This window comes from Amedibacillus sp. YH-ame6, from assembly GCF_053848845.1.
On sequence record NZ_JBSPEZ010000007.1, the window covers coordinates 99,543 to 116,858 of the forward strand.

18 protein-coding genes are annotated in these 17,316 nt (G+C 34.9%); 5 read left to right on the forward strand and 13 right to left on the reverse strand.

The window, feature by feature from the left end; all coding sequences use genetic code 11:
- Nucleotides 1-12: 12 nt before the first annotated feature.
- From ACWG0P_RS06880 to ulaG, 3 genes are read right to left on the reverse strand one after another with little or no spacing between them, the layout of a single operon-like run.
- Nucleotides 13-1,497: a PTS ascorbate transporter subunit IIC gene (locus ACWG0P_RS06880; protein ID WP_455790703.1), complete on the reverse strand. Its 1,485-nt coding sequence runs from the start codon at nucleotides 1,495-1,497 to the stop codon at nucleotides 13-15.
- Between the two features lie 21 nt (nucleotides 1,498-1,518).
- A complete protein-coding gene (locus ACWG0P_RS06885; protein WP_455790702.1) occupies nucleotides 1,519-1,974 on the reverse strand; it encodes a PTS sugar transporter subunit IIA in 456 nt (151 codons plus the stop codon).
- Between the two features lie 9 nt (nucleotides 1,975-1,983).
- Nucleotides 1,984-3,042: an L-ascorbate 6-phosphate lactonase gene (gene ulaG / locus ACWG0P_RS06890; RefSeq protein WP_455790701.1), complete on the reverse strand. Its 1,059-nt coding sequence runs from the start codon at nucleotides 3,040-3,042 to the stop codon at nucleotides 1,984-1,986.
- 244 nt (nucleotides 3,043-3,286) lie between these two features.
- Here ulaG and ACWG0P_RS06895 point away from each other — a divergent pair, with 244 nt between their 5' ends.
- Together ACWG0P_RS06895 and ACWG0P_RS06900 are read left to right on the forward strand one after the other, a co-directional pair.
- Nucleotides 3,287-4,081, forward strand: a complete 795-nt coding sequence (locus tag ACWG0P_RS06895) for a hypothetical protein (RefSeq protein WP_455801085.1) — start codon at nucleotides 3,287-3,289, stop codon at nucleotides 4,079-4,081.
- Between the two features lie 9 nt (nucleotides 4,082-4,090).
- Nucleotides 4,091-4,879 (forward strand): DeoR/GlpR family DNA-binding transcription regulator, encoded by a 789-nt coding sequence (locus tag ACWG0P_RS06900; RefSeq protein ID WP_455790699.1) that lies wholly within the window; start codon nucleotides 4,091-4,093, stop codon nucleotides 4,877-4,879.
- A 45-nt stretch (nucleotides 4,880-4,924) separates the two neighbouring features.
- Here ACWG0P_RS06900 and ispD read toward each other — a convergent pair whose 3' ends face one another.
- Both ispD and ACWG0P_RS06910 read right to left on the reverse strand, forming a co-directional pair.
- Complete coding sequence (gene ispD / locus ACWG0P_RS06905; RefSeq protein WP_455801086.1) at nucleotides 4,925-5,569, reverse strand: 2-C-methyl-D-erythritol 4-phosphate cytidylyltransferase; 645 nt, start codon at nucleotides 5,567-5,569, stop codon at nucleotides 4,925-4,927.
- Nucleotides 5,566-7,830 (reverse strand): bifunctional diguanylate cyclase/phosphodiesterase, encoded by a 2,265-nt coding sequence (locus ACWG0P_RS06910; RefSeq protein ID WP_455801087.1) that lies wholly within the window; start codon nucleotides 7,828-7,830, stop codon nucleotides 5,566-5,568. Before ACWG0P_RS06910 ends, ispD begins: the two co-directional genes overlap by 4 nt.
- Before the next feature lie 117 nt (nucleotides 7,831-7,947).
- Here ACWG0P_RS06910 and mscL point away from each other — a divergent pair, with 117 nt between their 5' ends.
- Nucleotides 7,948-8,415 carry a large conductance mechanosensitive channel protein MscL gene (gene mscL / locus ACWG0P_RS06915; protein WP_455801088.1) on the forward strand — a complete coding sequence of 156 codons (468 nt, stop codon included), beginning with the start codon at nucleotides 7,948-7,950 and terminating at the stop codon, nucleotides 8,413-8,415.
- Between the two features lie 19 nt (nucleotides 8,416-8,434).
- On the opposite strand, the gene ACWG0P_RS06920 is transcribed toward mscL, so the two are convergent.
- From ACWG0P_RS06920 to ACWG0P_RS06945, 6 genes are all read right to left on the reverse strand, one after another.
- Entirely contained in the window at nucleotides 8,435-9,187 is a 753-nt protein-coding gene (locus ACWG0P_RS06920; RefSeq protein WP_455801089.1) for an SDR family NAD(P)-dependent oxidoreductase, read from the reverse strand.
- Nucleotides 9,188-9,198: 11 nt separating this feature from the next.
- Entirely contained in the window at nucleotides 9,199-10,539 is a 1,341-nt protein-coding gene (gene mgtE, locus ACWG0P_RS06925) for a magnesium transporter (RefSeq protein WP_455790691.1), read from the reverse strand.
- Nucleotides 10,540-10,935: 396 nt separating this feature from the next.
- Complete coding sequence (locus ACWG0P_RS06930; protein WP_455801090.1) at nucleotides 10,936-11,187, reverse strand: DUF3781 domain-containing protein; 252 nt, start codon at nucleotides 11,185-11,187, stop codon at nucleotides 10,936-10,938.
- 124 nt (nucleotides 11,188-11,311) lie between these two features.
- On the reverse strand, nucleotides 11,312-13,309 hold the full coding sequence (locus ACWG0P_RS06935) for an AAA family ATPase (protein WP_455801091.1): 1,998 nt from the start codon (nucleotides 13,307-13,309) through the stop codon (nucleotides 11,312-11,314).
- 69 nt (nucleotides 13,310-13,378) lie between these two features.
- The gene (locus tag ACWG0P_RS06940; protein WP_455790685.1) at nucleotides 13,379-13,621 is read right to left on the reverse strand and encodes a hypothetical protein; all 243 of its coding nucleotides are present in this window, start codon (nucleotides 13,619-13,621) and stop codon (nucleotides 13,379-13,381) included.
- A 9-nt stretch (nucleotides 13,622-13,630) separates the two neighbouring features.
- A complete protein-coding gene (locus ACWG0P_RS06945) occupies nucleotides 13,631-14,953 on the reverse strand; it encodes a DNA polymerase Y family protein (protein WP_455801092.1) in 1,323 nt (440 codons plus the stop codon).
- A 79-nt stretch (nucleotides 14,954-15,032) separates the two neighbouring features.
- Here ACWG0P_RS06945 and ACWG0P_RS06950 point away from each other — a divergent pair, with 79 nt between their 5' ends.
- Together ACWG0P_RS06950 and ACWG0P_RS06955 are read left to right on the forward strand one after the other, a co-directional pair.
- On the forward strand, nucleotides 15,033-15,617 hold the full coding sequence (locus ACWG0P_RS06950; protein ID WP_455801093.1) for a LexA family protein: 585 nt from the start codon (nucleotides 15,033-15,035) through the stop codon (nucleotides 15,615-15,617).
- 48 nt (nucleotides 15,618-15,665) lie between these two features.
- A complete protein-coding gene (locus tag ACWG0P_RS06955) occupies nucleotides 15,666-15,923 on the forward strand; it encodes a hypothetical protein (RefSeq protein WP_455790681.1) in 258 nt (85 codons plus the stop codon).
- Between the two features lie 80 nt (nucleotides 15,924-16,003).
- On the opposite strand, the gene ACWG0P_RS06960 is transcribed toward ACWG0P_RS06955, so the two are convergent.
- Nucleotides 16,004-16,864, reverse strand: a complete 861-nt coding sequence (locus ACWG0P_RS06960) for an NmrA family NAD(P)-binding protein (RefSeq protein ID WP_455801094.1) — start codon at nucleotides 16,862-16,864, stop codon at nucleotides 16,004-16,006.
- Nucleotides 16,857-17,237: a MarR family winged helix-turn-helix transcriptional regulator gene (locus tag ACWG0P_RS06965; protein ID WP_455801095.1), complete on the reverse strand. Its 381-nt coding sequence runs from the start codon at nucleotides 17,235-17,237 to the stop codon at nucleotides 16,857-16,859. Before ACWG0P_RS06965 ends, ACWG0P_RS06960 begins: the two co-directional genes overlap by 8 nt.
- Between the last annotated feature and the right edge of the window lie 79 nt (nucleotides 17,238-17,316).

Here is a 17,316-nt window from a genome sequence, read left to right on the forward strand (position 1 = left end):
ATCTCCTCTATGCTAGGCACTCGTTGCCTTTTGTGCTTCCATTTTCTTTAAGTATTCTTCGTAATCTTCTGCGATTAAGAAGTATGTATCTGGATGTTTACGATATTGAATCTGTGGAATTGCAAGTAGAATCAAGATAACGATTGCAATACCGAAGTATCCTGCAAATTTCATAATGACTGTAAACATTGGCCATACAGTTGCCCAGTCAAACATACCTAGGTATCCTCCGTATGCCGCAAGTCCAACCCATCCAGCAATCAACGCAGATCCAAATACTTGGATCAAACCAGAAATGAATGGTAGAATAACTGCCGCTTTAATACCGCCTCGATTATCTGCATATGTCGCAATTACGGCGTTATCGAAGAAGACTGGCACAAACCCTGCAATAACAAGTGTTGGTGATTTCATCAGTAACAATACCATAATGGCTAAGAACTGTCCTAAAGCACCCATTAAGAATCCTACTGTAACTGCATTCGCACTACCAAATCCAAAGACCGCTGCACAATCGATTCCTGGAACTGCACCAGGTAAGAAAGTACTAGAGATACCTTGGAAAGAATTTGTTAATTCCGTAACGAAGGTACGTACACCCAACTGCAGAATTGCTAAATAAACTGCAAAGTTTAGTGATGTTGTCATAATGTAGAAGAAGAAATTATCAGTCGCTTTCATAAATTCCATAGTTACCAAATAATCTTTTCCTAGTACCATCAAGATGGCACCGAAGAAGATAAACATCAATACAGAAGTAGCTACCATGTTCTCATTAAAGATAGATAAGAACCCTGGGAATTTAATATCATCTAATCTTCTTGATGATTTTGTTTTCATCTTTTCTGCTATTTTTCCAAAAATCGCAATACCAAACATTTGTTGATGGGCGATACAGAATCCACCACCTTCGGTAAGTTCCTGTGTAATTTCAACTGTTAAGTTAGAACCAACTGCCCAATACAATCCTAAAATCAATCCCATAACGATAAGAATTGGTGTATCTCCCATACTAGGGAAACAGAATAGAATTAACCAGAACGCTGTGGATGCTTGTTGCATTTGAACATGTCCTGTTGTAAATACTGCACGTAGTTTTGTCCATTTCTTTAAACGAACTAGAATTAAGTTCATAATGAACGCAACTAATAATAAGATCATTACTTGTGAGAATGTTCGTTTGAACATTTCATCCAATCCAGAAGTAACCGCATTTTGTCCAAAGTATGGATCGATTACCATAGCATCTAAATCAAATCTATCTTTTAAACCAACCAAGATAGGACGGAAGTTATTTACTAACCCTCCAGAACCAACGGATAAGATTAAGTATCCAACGGTTGCTTTAATAAATCCTGCAAGTGCTTCGTATAGTGGCTTTCTTAACAACATATAACCAACAAGTACCATTAATCCAATAAAATATGCTGGTTGCGTTAGGATGTTTGTTGCGAAGAAACTCCATATGCCTAATATAAAGTCTAAAATTGCTCCCATAAAATTATATCCTCTCTTTGCTTATGATTCGAAATCATCCGCAATTTTCATAAACTCTTCTTTCGTTTCTGCTTGTAATAGTGCTTCCACTATCTCCTCATTCATTAATGTTTCCATCAATTGTGAAATATTTTCGATATGTTTTTCATGATCAATCGCAGCTAAAGAGAAGAAGAGTCTTGCTTTCTTATCTGGATCACTTGGATCAAAATCTACTTCGTCATGAACTTTCATAAAGCTAATTGCCGTACCATTGCACCCAACAGCCCCTTCGGTTGAATGTGGCATCGCAATATTTGGTGCTATCACAATATATGGACCGTAGGTATTTACACACTTAATGACTGCATCGATGTATTCGTCCTCCACCGTACCATCCTTTAATAAAGGTTGATAACTTGCTCGAATTGCATCTTCCCAATGATCAAAATGTTGTTCAAATGTGTAATGTCCTTTTTCAATTATTTCCTTTAACATATCATTCTCCTATAAAATAGAACGGAATGGAACGTTTGGTTCATCGCTAAAGCAATCTTCAAATCCTCTACGATAATGGAATTGACGTTTGTCTTTATCTGTAGGCCAAACATACTTTCCTCCTACATCCCAAATGAATGGGTGAAATTGATACTGTAATACATCTTTCTTGTATTCATATAACATGTTGATTTCTTGTGGATCTGCTTTGAAGTTTGTCCATACATCATAATGGAATGGAATTACAACTTTACAGTTTAATGCTTCTGCCATACGAAGGATATCTACAGATGTCATTTTATCTTGATTTCCTGCAGGGTTTTCTCCATAAGAACCTAAGGCAATATCAATATCATAATCTTTTCCATGTTTTGCATAATATGTGGAATAATGAGAATCACCACTATGGTAAACACTTCCTGCTGGTGTCTTAATGATATAGTTTACTGCTTTTTCATCCATATCAGTTGGGCATACACCGCGAACATCGACATCATTCGTTACTAAACAAGTACGATCGAAACTATCTACTACGATAATTTCTGTATCTTTTACTTTGATGACATCCCCTGGTTTTACAGTGATACAACGTTCTGCTGGAACACCATAGCTCAACCATTTTTCAACACTTTTTGCTGGTCCAATAAATGGAACTTTATCTTCACAGTTTTTCATAACAGCTGCTGCATAATATGGATCAATATGATCGTTGTGATAATGTGTAGATAATACAGCGTCTACGCTTGTTACCGCAAATGGATCGTACACAATAGGTGCTGCACGTAAGTTTGGTTGTGTCATTCTTCCACCTGTCATATTTCTCATTTGATGGAATTGATCCATTTCTTTTGTTTTCTTTGAACGTTTTCCATTTCCAAACCATAAATCGATAGAGATGTTCGTATTGTTTTCTGTTTTAATCCATAACCCAGTACAACCAATCCACCACATTGCGAAAGTCCCTTTTTCTACAACTTCTTGATCGATTTCTTCATTTAACCAAGTACCCCATTCTGGGAAAGCACCTAGTATCCATTTTTCTCTTGTGATATTGTCAATTTGACTCATATGTTTTTATCCTCCATTGTTGTCGTTATTTACATGCATGCATTTGGCCAAGCACTTTGTACACCTATATCATAATTATTAAACGTTCTATTGGCAATAGCATTTTATGAACAATTTACATATTTTATGAATATTTAATCATTTGTAAGCGATAGTCATTTTATTATATGATTGTTTATATGAATGTTTATATTGACATTACAGTTAAACAATCATATAATGACGATATAAAGGAGTGATAACTATGAAGTTTCTTAATCGTTTTCGCCTAAGCGAGCCAGCTCGCAAATACATTATGTATGCCATTTATATTATATTTACAGTATATACATTATACAAATTAGTTCTTGAGCCTTCAGCTGAAGGCAAGGTTGCCTATTTGATATTGTTACTATTTTTTATGGGAGCTGCCTTATGGGCAGAATATCTACGATATTTATATCAACATATGATAGCTTCCTTAACGATGGAATGCGATCATGCAAAAGCAAGACATTATTATAATCTATTAAAGAAAAAAGACATTCTTAAAAATTATAAGAATCCTCTATATATCTTTGATACCTTATACTATCAAGATATCAACCAACCAGACACCTGCTTATCTATACTAGAAGATCATGACAACATGTTTCGTTCTTCCCTTGATTATTTATTGATTCGTAATTATACATACTTCTTATCAAATTATCGAAAAGGAAATCGTACACAAGTGAAAAAATATTACCAAGAAGTGATCAAAGTTCGTGGCGCGAAAATAAAAGGTACAAAAGTGAATCCTTTATATAGTTGGGAATTCATTGACGCACTCTACTATTTAAGCACAAAAGATTATAAGAAAAGTCTTCATTGTTTTCATGATGTACATACCCAAAACTTTAATCATCGAGAACTATCACAGTTCTATTTAGAATATGCACGCGCATATATCGCAGTAGAAGATCATAAAAATGCTCGCCAAATGCTAGAAAAAGTTTTACAATTAAGTAATCAACTAACCTATAAAAAAGAAGCGCTTAAACTACTAGAGAAGATTTGAGGTGTTATTATGAAAATGAACAAAGCCATCGTAGATGAACGTAGGGATACGATTATGAGAGAGATTCAATCCAAAGGAAAAGCCCTTGTGGATGACCTTGCACAACAATTACATGTATCCGCCTTAACCATACGTAGAGACTTACAATATTGGGAAGAAAAAGGTGCAGTCGAACGTTTCTATGGAGGCGCAAAGCTAATTCAAAGCTTTGTTAATATCGATGATCCAACAATGTCTAACGAATTGTACAAACATGCCATCGCAAAATATGCGGCACAATACGTACAGGATGGTGATACTATTTTTATCAACACAAGTTCTACTGCTTTATTAATCATTCCTTATATCAAGAATAAACGAGTCACCGTTATTACCAATAATGGAAAAGCGATCTTTATGGATCATGACCCTTTGTTAAGTATTTGCTTAACTGGTGGAGAACTACGTAATCCTAAAGAAAGTATGGTTGGTGATTTAGCACTTAACAACTTGAATCGTGTTTCTGCCACAAAAGCATTTTTAGGATGCAGTGGGTTTTCATTACATTCTGGAATGACAACCGCAATCTTACAAGAAGTGGCCATCAATGAAATGATGATCAACCGTTGTCTTGGTGAAACGTTTATATTAGCCGATCATACAAAGATAAAAAATGAACACAGCTTTATCAGTGGTAACATCCAATCGTTTGATTACTTAATCACAGATGTACTAGCGGATGAAGAAGAATTATTGGCGATACAAGATGCGGGTGTAAAAACAGTTACACTAAATGCATTATCACGTATCGAACGATAAGCAAACACTCCTACATACAAAAAACTCTGCCAGCGCAGAGTTTTTCTATGAACGAATATCTTCTATGGTCGTTACTTTTAAATTCTCATAACTTCCTTCTACTTCATGTACAATTTCATCACTACAAAGTTCCACAACTTGTGCATCATCACTCGCAACAACACCTTCTCGCATTGCTTTTTCATAGCTCTCTATAATGAGCTTGGTTTCAAATGCTTGTGGTGTTTGTGCTTGTCTAAGATTGCTTCTTTCAAACGTTTGAACCACTTTCCCATTCACTACTTCCTTAATGGTATCTTTTACAGGAACCATTAACAAACATGCTTTGTGTATAGAAAGTTCATCCAAAATACGATTCATACACTCTTGTGATAACCAAGGACGCGCACCATCATGAATCATAACATGTTCTTCTTTAACTTCCTTTAAACCGTTATATACAGATTCTTGACGTGTATCTCCACCAATGGTAAAGACGATGTCTTCCTGAGGAAATAGTTTCTTAAATACTTCCCTATCTTCTTCACTTATCACTAGCACGATTTGTGTACACTGTGCATCTTTTAAGAAGATTGATACCGTTTTTTCAATAATGGTTTCTCCACTATCAAAGGTATACAAAAGTTTATTATATCCAAGACCCATACGGCTTCCACTACCTGCCGCAACTATCAATGCACTATACTTCATGCGTTTCCACCCTTTCCTATTTCTTGTTTCAAACGTTCTTCAAACTCACTCACTGGCATTGGTTTTGCATAATAATACCCTTGCACATAATCACATCCGAAATCCTTTAACATATCGATATGTTCTTTTTTCTCGATTCCTTCCGCCAATGTATGAATACCTAGTTTTTTCGCCATTTCCATAACATTTTCCACAACAATTTTTGTACGTTCTTTGTAAATATCATCCACAAAGAAATTACGATCAACTTTAATTACATCGACATCAATATTTTTTAGTAAACCAAGTGATGAATATCCACTTCCAAAGTCATCCATGGATACACTAAATCCCGCATCATGAGCCTTCGTAAGAACATCTACTAATAAACCTTCATTTTCAAAGAAGATAGTTTCCGTTAATTCCAATTCGATGTACTCTCTTGGGACTTGATATCGATTTGCGATATCAACTAAATCTCCTATAAAGTTCGCATTGTACAAGTGTAATCTTGAAAAGTTCACAGATATGCATACGAGTGGTAAATCTTGTGAAATCCAGCTTTGAATGATTTTACATACATGTTCAAACATATATAAATCTAGCTTGATGATAAAACCATTCTCTTCAAATAATGGTATAAAGGATCCTGGAAATAATAGGCTTCCATCTTTTTGACGCCAACGAACGAGCGCTTCTCCTCCAGAAATAAGCTCATCCTTCAAACGATACTTCGGTTGTATGTGCACTTCAAATTCTTCATGGTCGAATGCTTTTGCCATAGAGTCTTTGATTTCAATTCTCCGTTTTGCCTCCACTCGTACTGCGTCATCATAATAAAACTCAACAATATCACTATTTGCCACTAAGCTTTTTGATTGACGATGAGCATAATTTACTTTTTCATAGATACTGAAAATATCTTTTTCTTCGCTATCTACAATATAAACACCTGAATGGAAACGTATCAAATGATCAAAATCAGAGCCCATCAATCGATTAAAGTTATCTACGAATTTTTGACGAATCTCCGCTAGAAAATTCTCATGTTTATCTTGCATCATCACAATAAATTCATCTGCACTAATACGTGCATATGCTTCTTTATTCATATCCAAAATTTCATGTAATACATCAGAAATATTTTTTAATACGGCATCTCCTGTATGAAACCCCAAACGATCATTGATAAACTTAAAGTTTTCAATATCAAACTTCACACAGATATACGAAATAGTTTTGCGTTCATTCAATAAACGTTGCGCAATATACTTAAATGCATTAAGATTCGAACAACCCGTCAATTCATCTTCATATGCAATCTTCATAAGATTTTTTTGACTCTTACGATTCTGTAAAATAATGAATATGAGTAATAGAATAAATGTAATCGCAGTTAACACAACGATTCCTATATTTCTTATTACAATACGGTCGGTATATCTAGTAATAACTGCTTTAGGTACCAAGGTAACTGCATACCAATCCTCAATTCCTATTTTACAGTATGCACCAAGACGCTCTACATCATTCCATGTATAAGAAACAAATCCTTCTTCATCATGCTTCATCTGTTCTTTGATGGCACTAACCTTTTCTTTTCCATCTTGTGAAGCATCAATTTCATCAAATAAATCTGTTAAATCAGATGATGAATCATTTACATCACTAGGGTATGCAATCGGAGATCCATCCTTCTTAATAACATAAGAGAATCCCTCTCCTCCAAATGTCTTAGAACTCAATATTTCAATAAAATCATCATTACGATTGGTCGCAAATATAACTCCCGCTATTTCACCTTTTTGATAAAAAGGAACAGCATACACATTGATATAAGCCCCACCTACTTTATCTGTTAGGCGATCACTTACACTATCGTTTCCTTGAATAGCTTTGTTAAAGTATTCCCTATTCGCAATACTAAATTCTTGTCCATCGGTGGTAACCGCATTCCCTTGTAAATCTGCGTATCCCATACGTTTAAATGAAGAACGAGAACTTTCTGATTGTAATATATCAATCGCAAAATCAATTGAGAATTCATCTTCCTTACCAATCACATTGGATATAGCAGCTAACTTATCCAAATGTATTTGTACTGTTTTCTGCATAATACTTGCATTTTGAGAAGCAATTTCACTTAGAAAATTTTTATTTAAAGCACTCACATCTTCATTTGTCCCATGAATGAAGTAAAAAGAGCCTCCCACAATTGCTACTGCGGATATAGATATGAATAGTATAAAGGTAAGAATATTCTTTGATATTTTCTTTTTCAAATTAACACCCCATATCTTCATATGTAATAAAAGAATGTATATATAGTTTATTTTACCATAGATTGTAATTCCTAGATAGAATTATGTTAAAATAATGACGTAGAAAAGAGGGATATCATGAAACATATTTTAAATGAATTTAAAACGTTTATCATGCGTGGAAATGTTCTTGACTTAGCGGTTGGTGTCATCATCGGTGGGGCATTTCAAAAAATCATAAGTTCTTTAGTGAATGATGTAATCATGCCTATTATCACCATGATTACTGGTGGCATTAATTTTACCAATTGGTTTATTGCGCTTGACGGAAATACTTACGCAACCATTGCAGAAGCACAAAAAGCAGGCGCATCCACTTTAAATTATGGTACCTTCCTAACAGAAGTCATTAACTTTTTAATCATGGCATTTGTTATCTTTGCGATGGTAAAAACTATGAACACGCTTGCCAGCCGTGTGAAAAAGGAAGACATTGTAGAAGCAGCACCAACCACAAAACAATGTGAATTTTGTAAAAGTGAAATTCCAATAGAGGCAACTCGTTGTCCACATTGTACATCTAAACTTGAAAAACAGGAATTGTAACGTTCGTTACAGTTCCTGTTTATTTATTCTTACGATGTTGTATATGATAACTACATTCCATCAACACTTCATTCGGCATAAACTTCGTTAGAAAATAAGATGCCTTCATTAAAACTCCTGGAATAATTAAAAGTTTTCGGTTCATCATACCCTCTAAAGCATCTTTCGCAACACGTTTGCTTTTTTTCCCGCGCATCATAAACTTAACGTTCGCGATTTTATCAAACTCCGTTCTTACAGGTCCTGGACATAACACAGAAATAGAAACCATACTACCTTTTTTCTTAAGTTCTTTATGAATCCCCATACTCAATCGCAATACATAACTTTTGGTTGCGTAATAAGTCGCCATTAAAGGACCAGGCAAAAATGCCGCAGAAGAAGCAACATTCAAGATCATCCCTTTATCATTCTTCACAAAATCCTTCAGAAATAACTTAGTTAGAATATGAACCGCTTCTATATTGGTGCGAATCATCTGTAATTCTTTATCTAAATCGGTTGTATCAAATTCTCCAAAATCACCAAATCCAGCATTATTGATTAAAATATCCACACCATCATATTTCACTCGTTCATATACTGCACGACACTGCTGTTCCTTACTTAAATCCGCAACAATCACATCGACTTCAACGGATAATTCTTCTTTCAATTTCTGTAAACGATCTCCACGTCTTGCGACCAACACAAGATCACATCCTCGTTTCGCTAACTCTTTCGCCATATCTCGGCCAATTCCACTACTTGCTCCTGTAATAAGTGCTTTCATTCATACACCTCCTAAATGATATATGGCAACACCATGGTTGCTAAACCTAAGAATAAGAAAAATCCCATAACATCGGTCACTGTAGTTACAAACACTGCACTTGCTAAGGCAGGGTCTACATGGAACTTTTCAAGGATAATTGGAATAAAATAACCCGCAAGATTTGCTAATATCATATTGAGTAACATCGCAATACCCGCAACCGCTCCAAAGATTGGATTGCTCTCCATTAACAATGCGCCTCCCGCAACCAATAGTCCGATCACAAGTCCACTTAAAATTCCAACCGCAAACTCCTTAAACAAAATTCTCATCGCATTCTCTTTGGTCAAATCTCCCAAAGAAATCCCTCGAACAACAATGGTCAATGTTTGTGTTCCGGCATTACCACCCATACCTGTAATAATTGGCATAATGGTAGCTAACGCAACATATTGTGCAATGGTACTTTCAAACAAACTCACCGTTGCGGCTGCTAGTACAGCAGTAAATAAATTTACAATTAACCAAGGAATACGACTTTTAAAGGATTCTTGTGTTGTAGAATCTACACGTTCTTCTTTATTAACCCCACCTAAATGGTGAATATCTTCTGTATTCTCTTCTTGAATGATATCGATGATATCATCGAATTCTACAATTCCCAACATATGATTTTCATCATCCACAACAGGCATTAAGATGAACCCATACTTTTCAAATTTATGAGCAACTTCTTCCTGGTCCTCACTATAATGCAAGGTGATAACATTGGGATTGGTAATTTCCATCATTGGTGTATCAAAAGAACTTGTAACAATATCACGCAGAGAAACAACACCCTTCAATACATCTGTGTTATCCACAACATATAGATAATAGCTTGTCTCTCGATCGGTATTTTTCTGTAAATAATTTAACGTTTCTTTTACTGTATTTTTTGCGAATATTTTGATGAACTCTGTTGTCATGATACCGCCGGCACTTTCAGGCTCAAAACTCATCAATTTTCGAACATCCAACTGATCTTCATAGTCCATTTTTTCAAGGACTTCTGCAACTTCGTCTTCTTCTAATTCTCCAATCAAATCTGTGATTTCATCACTCGACATTTCATCCAATATATTTTTTTGACGAGCATCCGATAGTTGTTTCAATAATTCATACTTATCTTCGTCATCTTCTTCTTCGACTACATCTGCTAAAACATCATCTGGCAAACGACCTAAAATCTTATCCGCATCTTCTTTATGCGCATGCAAAAGGTCCAAGATATCTGCAGGATGTATGGTATCAATGGTGTCCTTAATATCTTGCGCGCTTCCATGCAAAAACAAATCAAGCAATTCTTCTTTTGTAACTATTCTCTTCATATGGTCTCTCCTTTAATAGGAGGATCTAGCACATCGACGGTGGTAAATGATCCTCTTGTGTTTGATTCAATGATGTTTGTTTGGGTTCTGGATGCATATTTACCACCACACTTTCTTTTCCAATTGTACCACAAACCCATAGAAATGCCCATTGGAAACATTCATGACTTTCGAATGCATGCAGTTTCACTTAAAAGTCTATTTGATATACATATGCAAACTTAGTATGGATTTAGAATGATAAAAAATGTGTATCTTGATTTTATTGTTCAATCAATGGTTCTATATTTTTCATAGAATAAATTATTTGAATCTACAAAAAAAGTAGTAAATCATCTATCATTTGATCATTCACTACCAATTTATGTACTTTCACTTCTTGAGGTACAATATGAGTTATCTTTTATGTTTATGTGCAGTTATAATGGTATAACTATGGACATTGATCGTAAAAACATACTCTCCTAAAGTCGCATACCAATTCTTACCTTTTCTAACGACGTCACAAGACTCCTTGCTTATTTGTTGTTTACACCATGAAACAACATCCTCAACACAAACACCTAAGTTTCTCTTGATACGCTCTTCTCCCATTTCTGTAGTATGTATAGCATCCATTATCGCTATTAAATTATCTTTTTCACTCATACCAATTCCCTCTCTTTATCTCATACTATTATATCTCAGATTAACCTTTATGTATCACTGAATAAAAGATTTCCATAAAACAACAAGAAGCCCTTATCAGGACTCCTCGTAAATTTCATTTTAATTAAGCCTTTACTATTTTCTGTTTTAACTTCTTCGTTGCGGCTTCCAATGTTGGACTTGTTTCAATTGCTTCCATGATGGCAGTCTCTTCCATTGTTTTATTCCATTTCTTCAACATGCCTTGTACAACCGATACTTTCTCTTTAGGTTCTAAATCACGAAACATGAAAATTTCATCAAAGATCTCCACAAACGATTTTCCAAGAGCCCTTTCTATTTGTTCATATGGACGAGTTTCTTCATCAAATCGTAAAGAGTTATGTTTGGATATCGGGAAATCTCCTTGCATAATCATAATGGAATGACGTAAATCAATTTTATAAATATCTCGTTCAATATATCCTTTTTGAATCGACTGTCTTAAAAACTGTAACATTCCCTCATTAGCCATGTGTAAGTTGGTAATGGATATGATGGTATATGGATTTCTACGTAGCTTTGATAAATTGTGTTCAATATTCTTTTCAAATGATGCCATATCAAACAGCACAACATCTCCTTGGTTTAGATAGTTATGATTGAATATATCAATCAATGTATTCTTACCTACCCCATGATTTCCCAGGAAAAGCCACACTCCTAAAGGTCGGTTCGATATGACTCCTTGTTCAATCCATTCCAATTGATGAATTACCTTTCGTATAACATCCCTTTGTCCTACCATATTCTTTTCTAATTGATGTCTTAATTCATCCAAACGATTTCGAGATGCGATAGGTATCGCAGTTAATTTTTCAATAACATCTTTCACAATCTCTTCATCTATGAATTGTTTATGAGAACGTTTCGCTCCCACACAAGCCAAATCTAAAACATCAATGGCTTTGTCTGGGAATTTTCGTGCAGGAATATAATATTCACAATATTGTACAATTGTCGATATCATATCCTTTGGTATCTGTACCAAATGGAACTCTTCATATTCTTTTATTTTTGCCTTTAACATTTCTACAGTTTCTTCTTTGCTAGGCTCTTTGATTGTAATCACTTGAAAACGACGTTCCAATGCCCGATCTTTTTCAATGTATTTCTCATACTCTTCAATCGTTGTAGCGCCAATACATTTGATAATACCTCTTGCAAGATAAGGTTTCAAAACACTTGATACATCGATGGAACCTTCAGATTTTCCTGCTCCTATCATCTGATGAATCTCATCGATAAATAAGATGACATTAGGATATTTTTGTAATAGCTTGATAATATTTTGAAGCTTCTCTTCAAAATCTCCACGATACTTTGTGCCAGCTACCAAAGAGTTCAAATGCAATTCATATAAGATTGCATTTGCTAAAGAAGGTACTTTTCCTTGTTGAATCATACCTGCTAATTTTTCTACTAATGCTGTTTTTCCAACTCCTGGTTCTCCAATTAACAAGGGATTTGCTTTATCCTTGCGCGATAAAATAGAGATCATGAAATTCAATTCATCATCTCTTCCTACAATATCTACATTACTACCACATACATTTAAATTACGTAGTTCTCCTAATTTATCAAGTTCATGCATAGAGCCATTCTCCAATTGCATCAGTAAGATATCTTCATCAATATCATAACGATGAAGGATTTCTGTTGCCACACAGCTTGTCGTATGCAACAAAGCCAAAGACAAACATTCCACATCCATTTGCTTCGTTTGTTTTTGATTTGCTTTCATCATAGCACTTTCTAAAATACTATCCACTACTTGCGTGACTTGTATTTCTTCTACATTTTGATCCTTTAATCCAAACAACACCATAAGATCCTCTTTCAATTGAAAGTAGTACATCCCTTGTGAAGATAACATTTTGGATAAAGGCGTGCTGCTATCTTTTAATATCGCTAGCAGTAAGTGTTCACTGCCGATATAGTTGTTTCCCATGTCTTTGGCTTCTTGTTTTGCACAATCCATGATTGCGCTCACTTGTTTATTCATGCGATACTTCATATCATCACCATCCTTATCATTCCTCAGTATATGTTTTTCCAATGTCGCTTTTGTTAGTATAACCATTTTATTTCTGGATATTTCATAGATGGGTTGTTTTATGAAAAACATTTCGACGAAGTTGGACAAACATGTTTATGGTTTTGTACTTTCCATAAACCACCTTGTTCTTTCATAATATAGATTGCGAATATTCCCCGCGATACGACAACGATATAAAATCCCACATCCTCCTACTTCTGATACTGCTCTTTTTACATCTATAATGCGATCAATAGCGTACTCTCTTCCATCTTCCCATACGATAGAAATTGGTGTAATTCCACCTTCTTTATCCACCTTCTGATATACACTTACATAACGTTTATATAATTTCATAATGACCTCCTAGAAAAAGGAAACTGGATATACAATGTGATCTTCTTTAGGATTAAAATTCGTTAGCTTTTTATCCAACAACATGGCACATCGTTTTGCCTTAGAGAATCCAAATTTCAAACGTATTCCATCAATGGTTTCTTCCAAACATTTTTGTTTATGGCGTTCTTCTTCACTCACAAAGAAATTCATTTGTCGATAAGCACTATCCTTTTCGATTCCACTAATGGATACCCCAATGGTTCGAAGAGGTACTTGAAAGGTGTAATTTTCTTGTAGAAGTTCTATCACATGCGGCATGATTTCATTTGCTAAGTTGGTTGCTTGTGCTATCTTTCTTTGTCTATGAAAAGTAATAAGCTCCTTACTACGCAAAGATATACTAATAATATTCCCTGCTAGTTCCTGTTCTTTCAATCGTGAGGCGATGGATTCTACCAAGACATAATACACTAGTTTTGCCTCTTCAAATGTACAAACATCCTTAGGAGAAGTAACTGCGTTACCTACTGATTTTACTTGTTCCTTGTGGTTAGAGAGTGCTACTTCAGATACATCTTCTCCATTCGCAAACCACCAAATCCATTCCCCCATTTTCCCGAAATGATCCTTCATCCACCCTAGTGGCAATTGGGCAAGTTGTCCAATTGTCTCAATAGAATAATATTGTAACTTTTTCTTTGTGGCTCTTCCTACATAAAAGAGTTCTCCAACAGATAAACCCCAAACCTTTTCTTTATAGTTTTCTTTTGTGATTTCTGTTAACCCCATATGCTTATCCATATCAGAACCTAGCTTTGCGAATATTTTATTAAAGCTAACACCAATGGAAATTGTTAACCCAATTTCTTGATAAACCCTTGTTTGAATAAGTTTTGCGATTTCATACCCAGAGCCAAATAAAGGAAGAGACTCACTTACATCAACCCATGCCTCATCCAATCCATAAGATTCCACCTTATCACTATATTCATGATAGATATCTTTCACTCTATCTGTGTAATAAATGTATTCTTCATAATCTGGGTGAACAATGCGAAGATGTGGACATTTCGCATAGGCTTCCCGCAAGGATTCTCCTGTTGTAATATGAAATTTTTTTGCTTCATCATTTTTTGCCAATATAATTCCATGCCGTTCTTCTTCATGTCCTCCAACTGCCATGGGTACATCTCGTAACTGTGGAAATTTCATCTCTTCAATTTGCGCATAACAATGATTGATATCACAATGCAAAATAACTCGTTCGCCCATGTCGTTCACCTCTGGATTTATTATAATACTTTTGTTCCATATTTCAATAGTTTTTGGAACATTTGAATTATTTTCCATTTTGTAAAAAATGATCGTTCCATTATTGACAACATTCATATCTGTGATAAACTAACCATATAGTACTGGAGGATATGTTATGAACCTTAGTGAACTAATTACCTATTATCGCAAAATAAATGGAATGAGTTTAGAAGCCATTGGAGATGTCGTAGGTGTCGCGAAGTCTACAGTAAAACGATGGGAATCCGGAGAATCGAAAAATATACCAGATTCTAAATTAGAAAAGCTATCGGAGTTATTTGGAATTGATGTGTTTACTTTTCTTAATGGACAAGTGAAACCTATTTTAGGATATGTGAAAGCTGGGTATGATTTATTTGCCAATGAGAATTTGTTAGGATATGAAGAAGTCACAAAGAAAGAGGCTTCACAAGGGGACTATTATTTAAAAGTACAAGGTGATTCTATGAATGGATCTCGTATCAATGATGGGGACTTGGTATATGTGAAGACTTGTCAAGATGTGGATAATGGGGATATTGCGGTGGTTTTATTAGATCAAAGTGAAGTCACGATTAAGAAAGTGATTAAGAAAGAACATTCCTTAATCCTTATGGCGACCAATCCTGTGTATGAACCTAAAGTTTTTAGTGAAGAAGATATGCAAGCCAATCGTATACAGATTATTGGTAAGGTGTTACACTCAAAAATTCAATTCTAATGCATAAGATGGAAAAGAATGGCAATCATGAACATAGGAGGAATGATCATGTACGCTATTCGAAGTACCAAAACCAACCGATGGTTTTCTGGAATCGATACACGTTTTGGGGAAGGAAGTTCACATCACTTGATTATGGATGATACCATACCAATGTTATTTAAGACAAAGGAACTTGCAAGAATTGAACTATTAAGTAATCATATGCATATTCGTAAATATGAGATTTTAGAAGTTGACTTACATATTGTCACAAATAAGCCAATCGTAGCGAATTATAATTCGATGGCAAATACAAATGGATAAGAAAGCATATAGACGATACAAGTCATGCTTTCTTTTTCTAACTAAAAAAAGCAGTAGAGTTTAAATCTACCGCTTAATCGTTACTGCCAATAACTTATATTTTTCTTTACAAATTGCTCAAATGTCTGTGGTTTCTTATTCATTACCTGTTCAAAAATTGGTGTTACTTTTTTTGCTGTTCCCAAACGTGTCATCATATACAACATCCCCATAACAGTACAATATTCTTTTTCCAATCCTCTTATTTCTATCCAATATTTTTTTGCAATAGATGGTTTAGGATTGGTATATATGATATCTCTGCCTAATTGTTTAGATAAGATTTTTGCAACTTCCCAATAATCAATTGCTTCTGAACCTGTTATCGAATAGCCTTTATTTTGGTGTGACTCAGGCTCACTTAAGACCTTTGCAGTGATTTCGCCAATATCCTCAGCATCTATGAAGCTAGTTAATGCTTTTTTTACTGGAACAACAATCCTGTCAAAATACTTTATCTCAAAAGCATGAATACCACTGATGTTCTGCATAAAGAAGCTAGGACGTATATGGCAATAAGGTAATTTTGCTTGCTCGATATACTTCTCAATTTTATGGTGTGGTGGAACAGGGTTGTTTTCAACGCCAATCAAAGAAAGAAAGCTGATTAGTTTCATTCCTCCATGGTTTTTTAATACGTCAATAAATGGTTTTAAGTCATCTGGTTTACCTAAATGTGGTGGACGCATTATAAATACCCTGTCTACATCTTCCAAAGCATTGTTAAATGTTGTTGGATCTGTAAAATCGAAATGAACTGCCTTCACTTTATCACCAAACATTTTGGTAAGCCTTTCTACACATGTCCCTGCTACGGTTACTTCTTGCCCATTCTCAAGGGCGTATTTTACCACGTATTTACCTACGTTCCCAGAAGCACCAGTTACTAAAATTCTACCCATTGTCTTTTCCTTCCAACAGAATATCATTTGCTGTTTCCAATAATGCTAACAAATCACTAAATTTCTCTTCACCCATTCGTTCTTTCAATATAGACATCATTTTAAAGTATTCTTCATACGTATCTTCTACAAGTTGAATAGCCTTATCCGTTGGAATGAGAAGAACACTACGTTTATCAGTTTCAGATTGTTTTTTCTCAATATAGCCACTTGCAGATAGAGAGGTTACCATATTCGTTGCCATTGATTTTGTAAAACGGAAAAATCGTGCTACTCCGATTGGTGTTTTTTCCTCTTCTGTTTTCACCAAATAAATCAACATTCCCATTTCACTGGAGCGAACGGGAAGTTCTCTTTTTATATTGATATTCATTCTACAAAAAAGAGAAATTTGCTCTGATGCTCTTATAAAATCATCCATAATTGTACTCCCATCCATATCCATAAAGTAC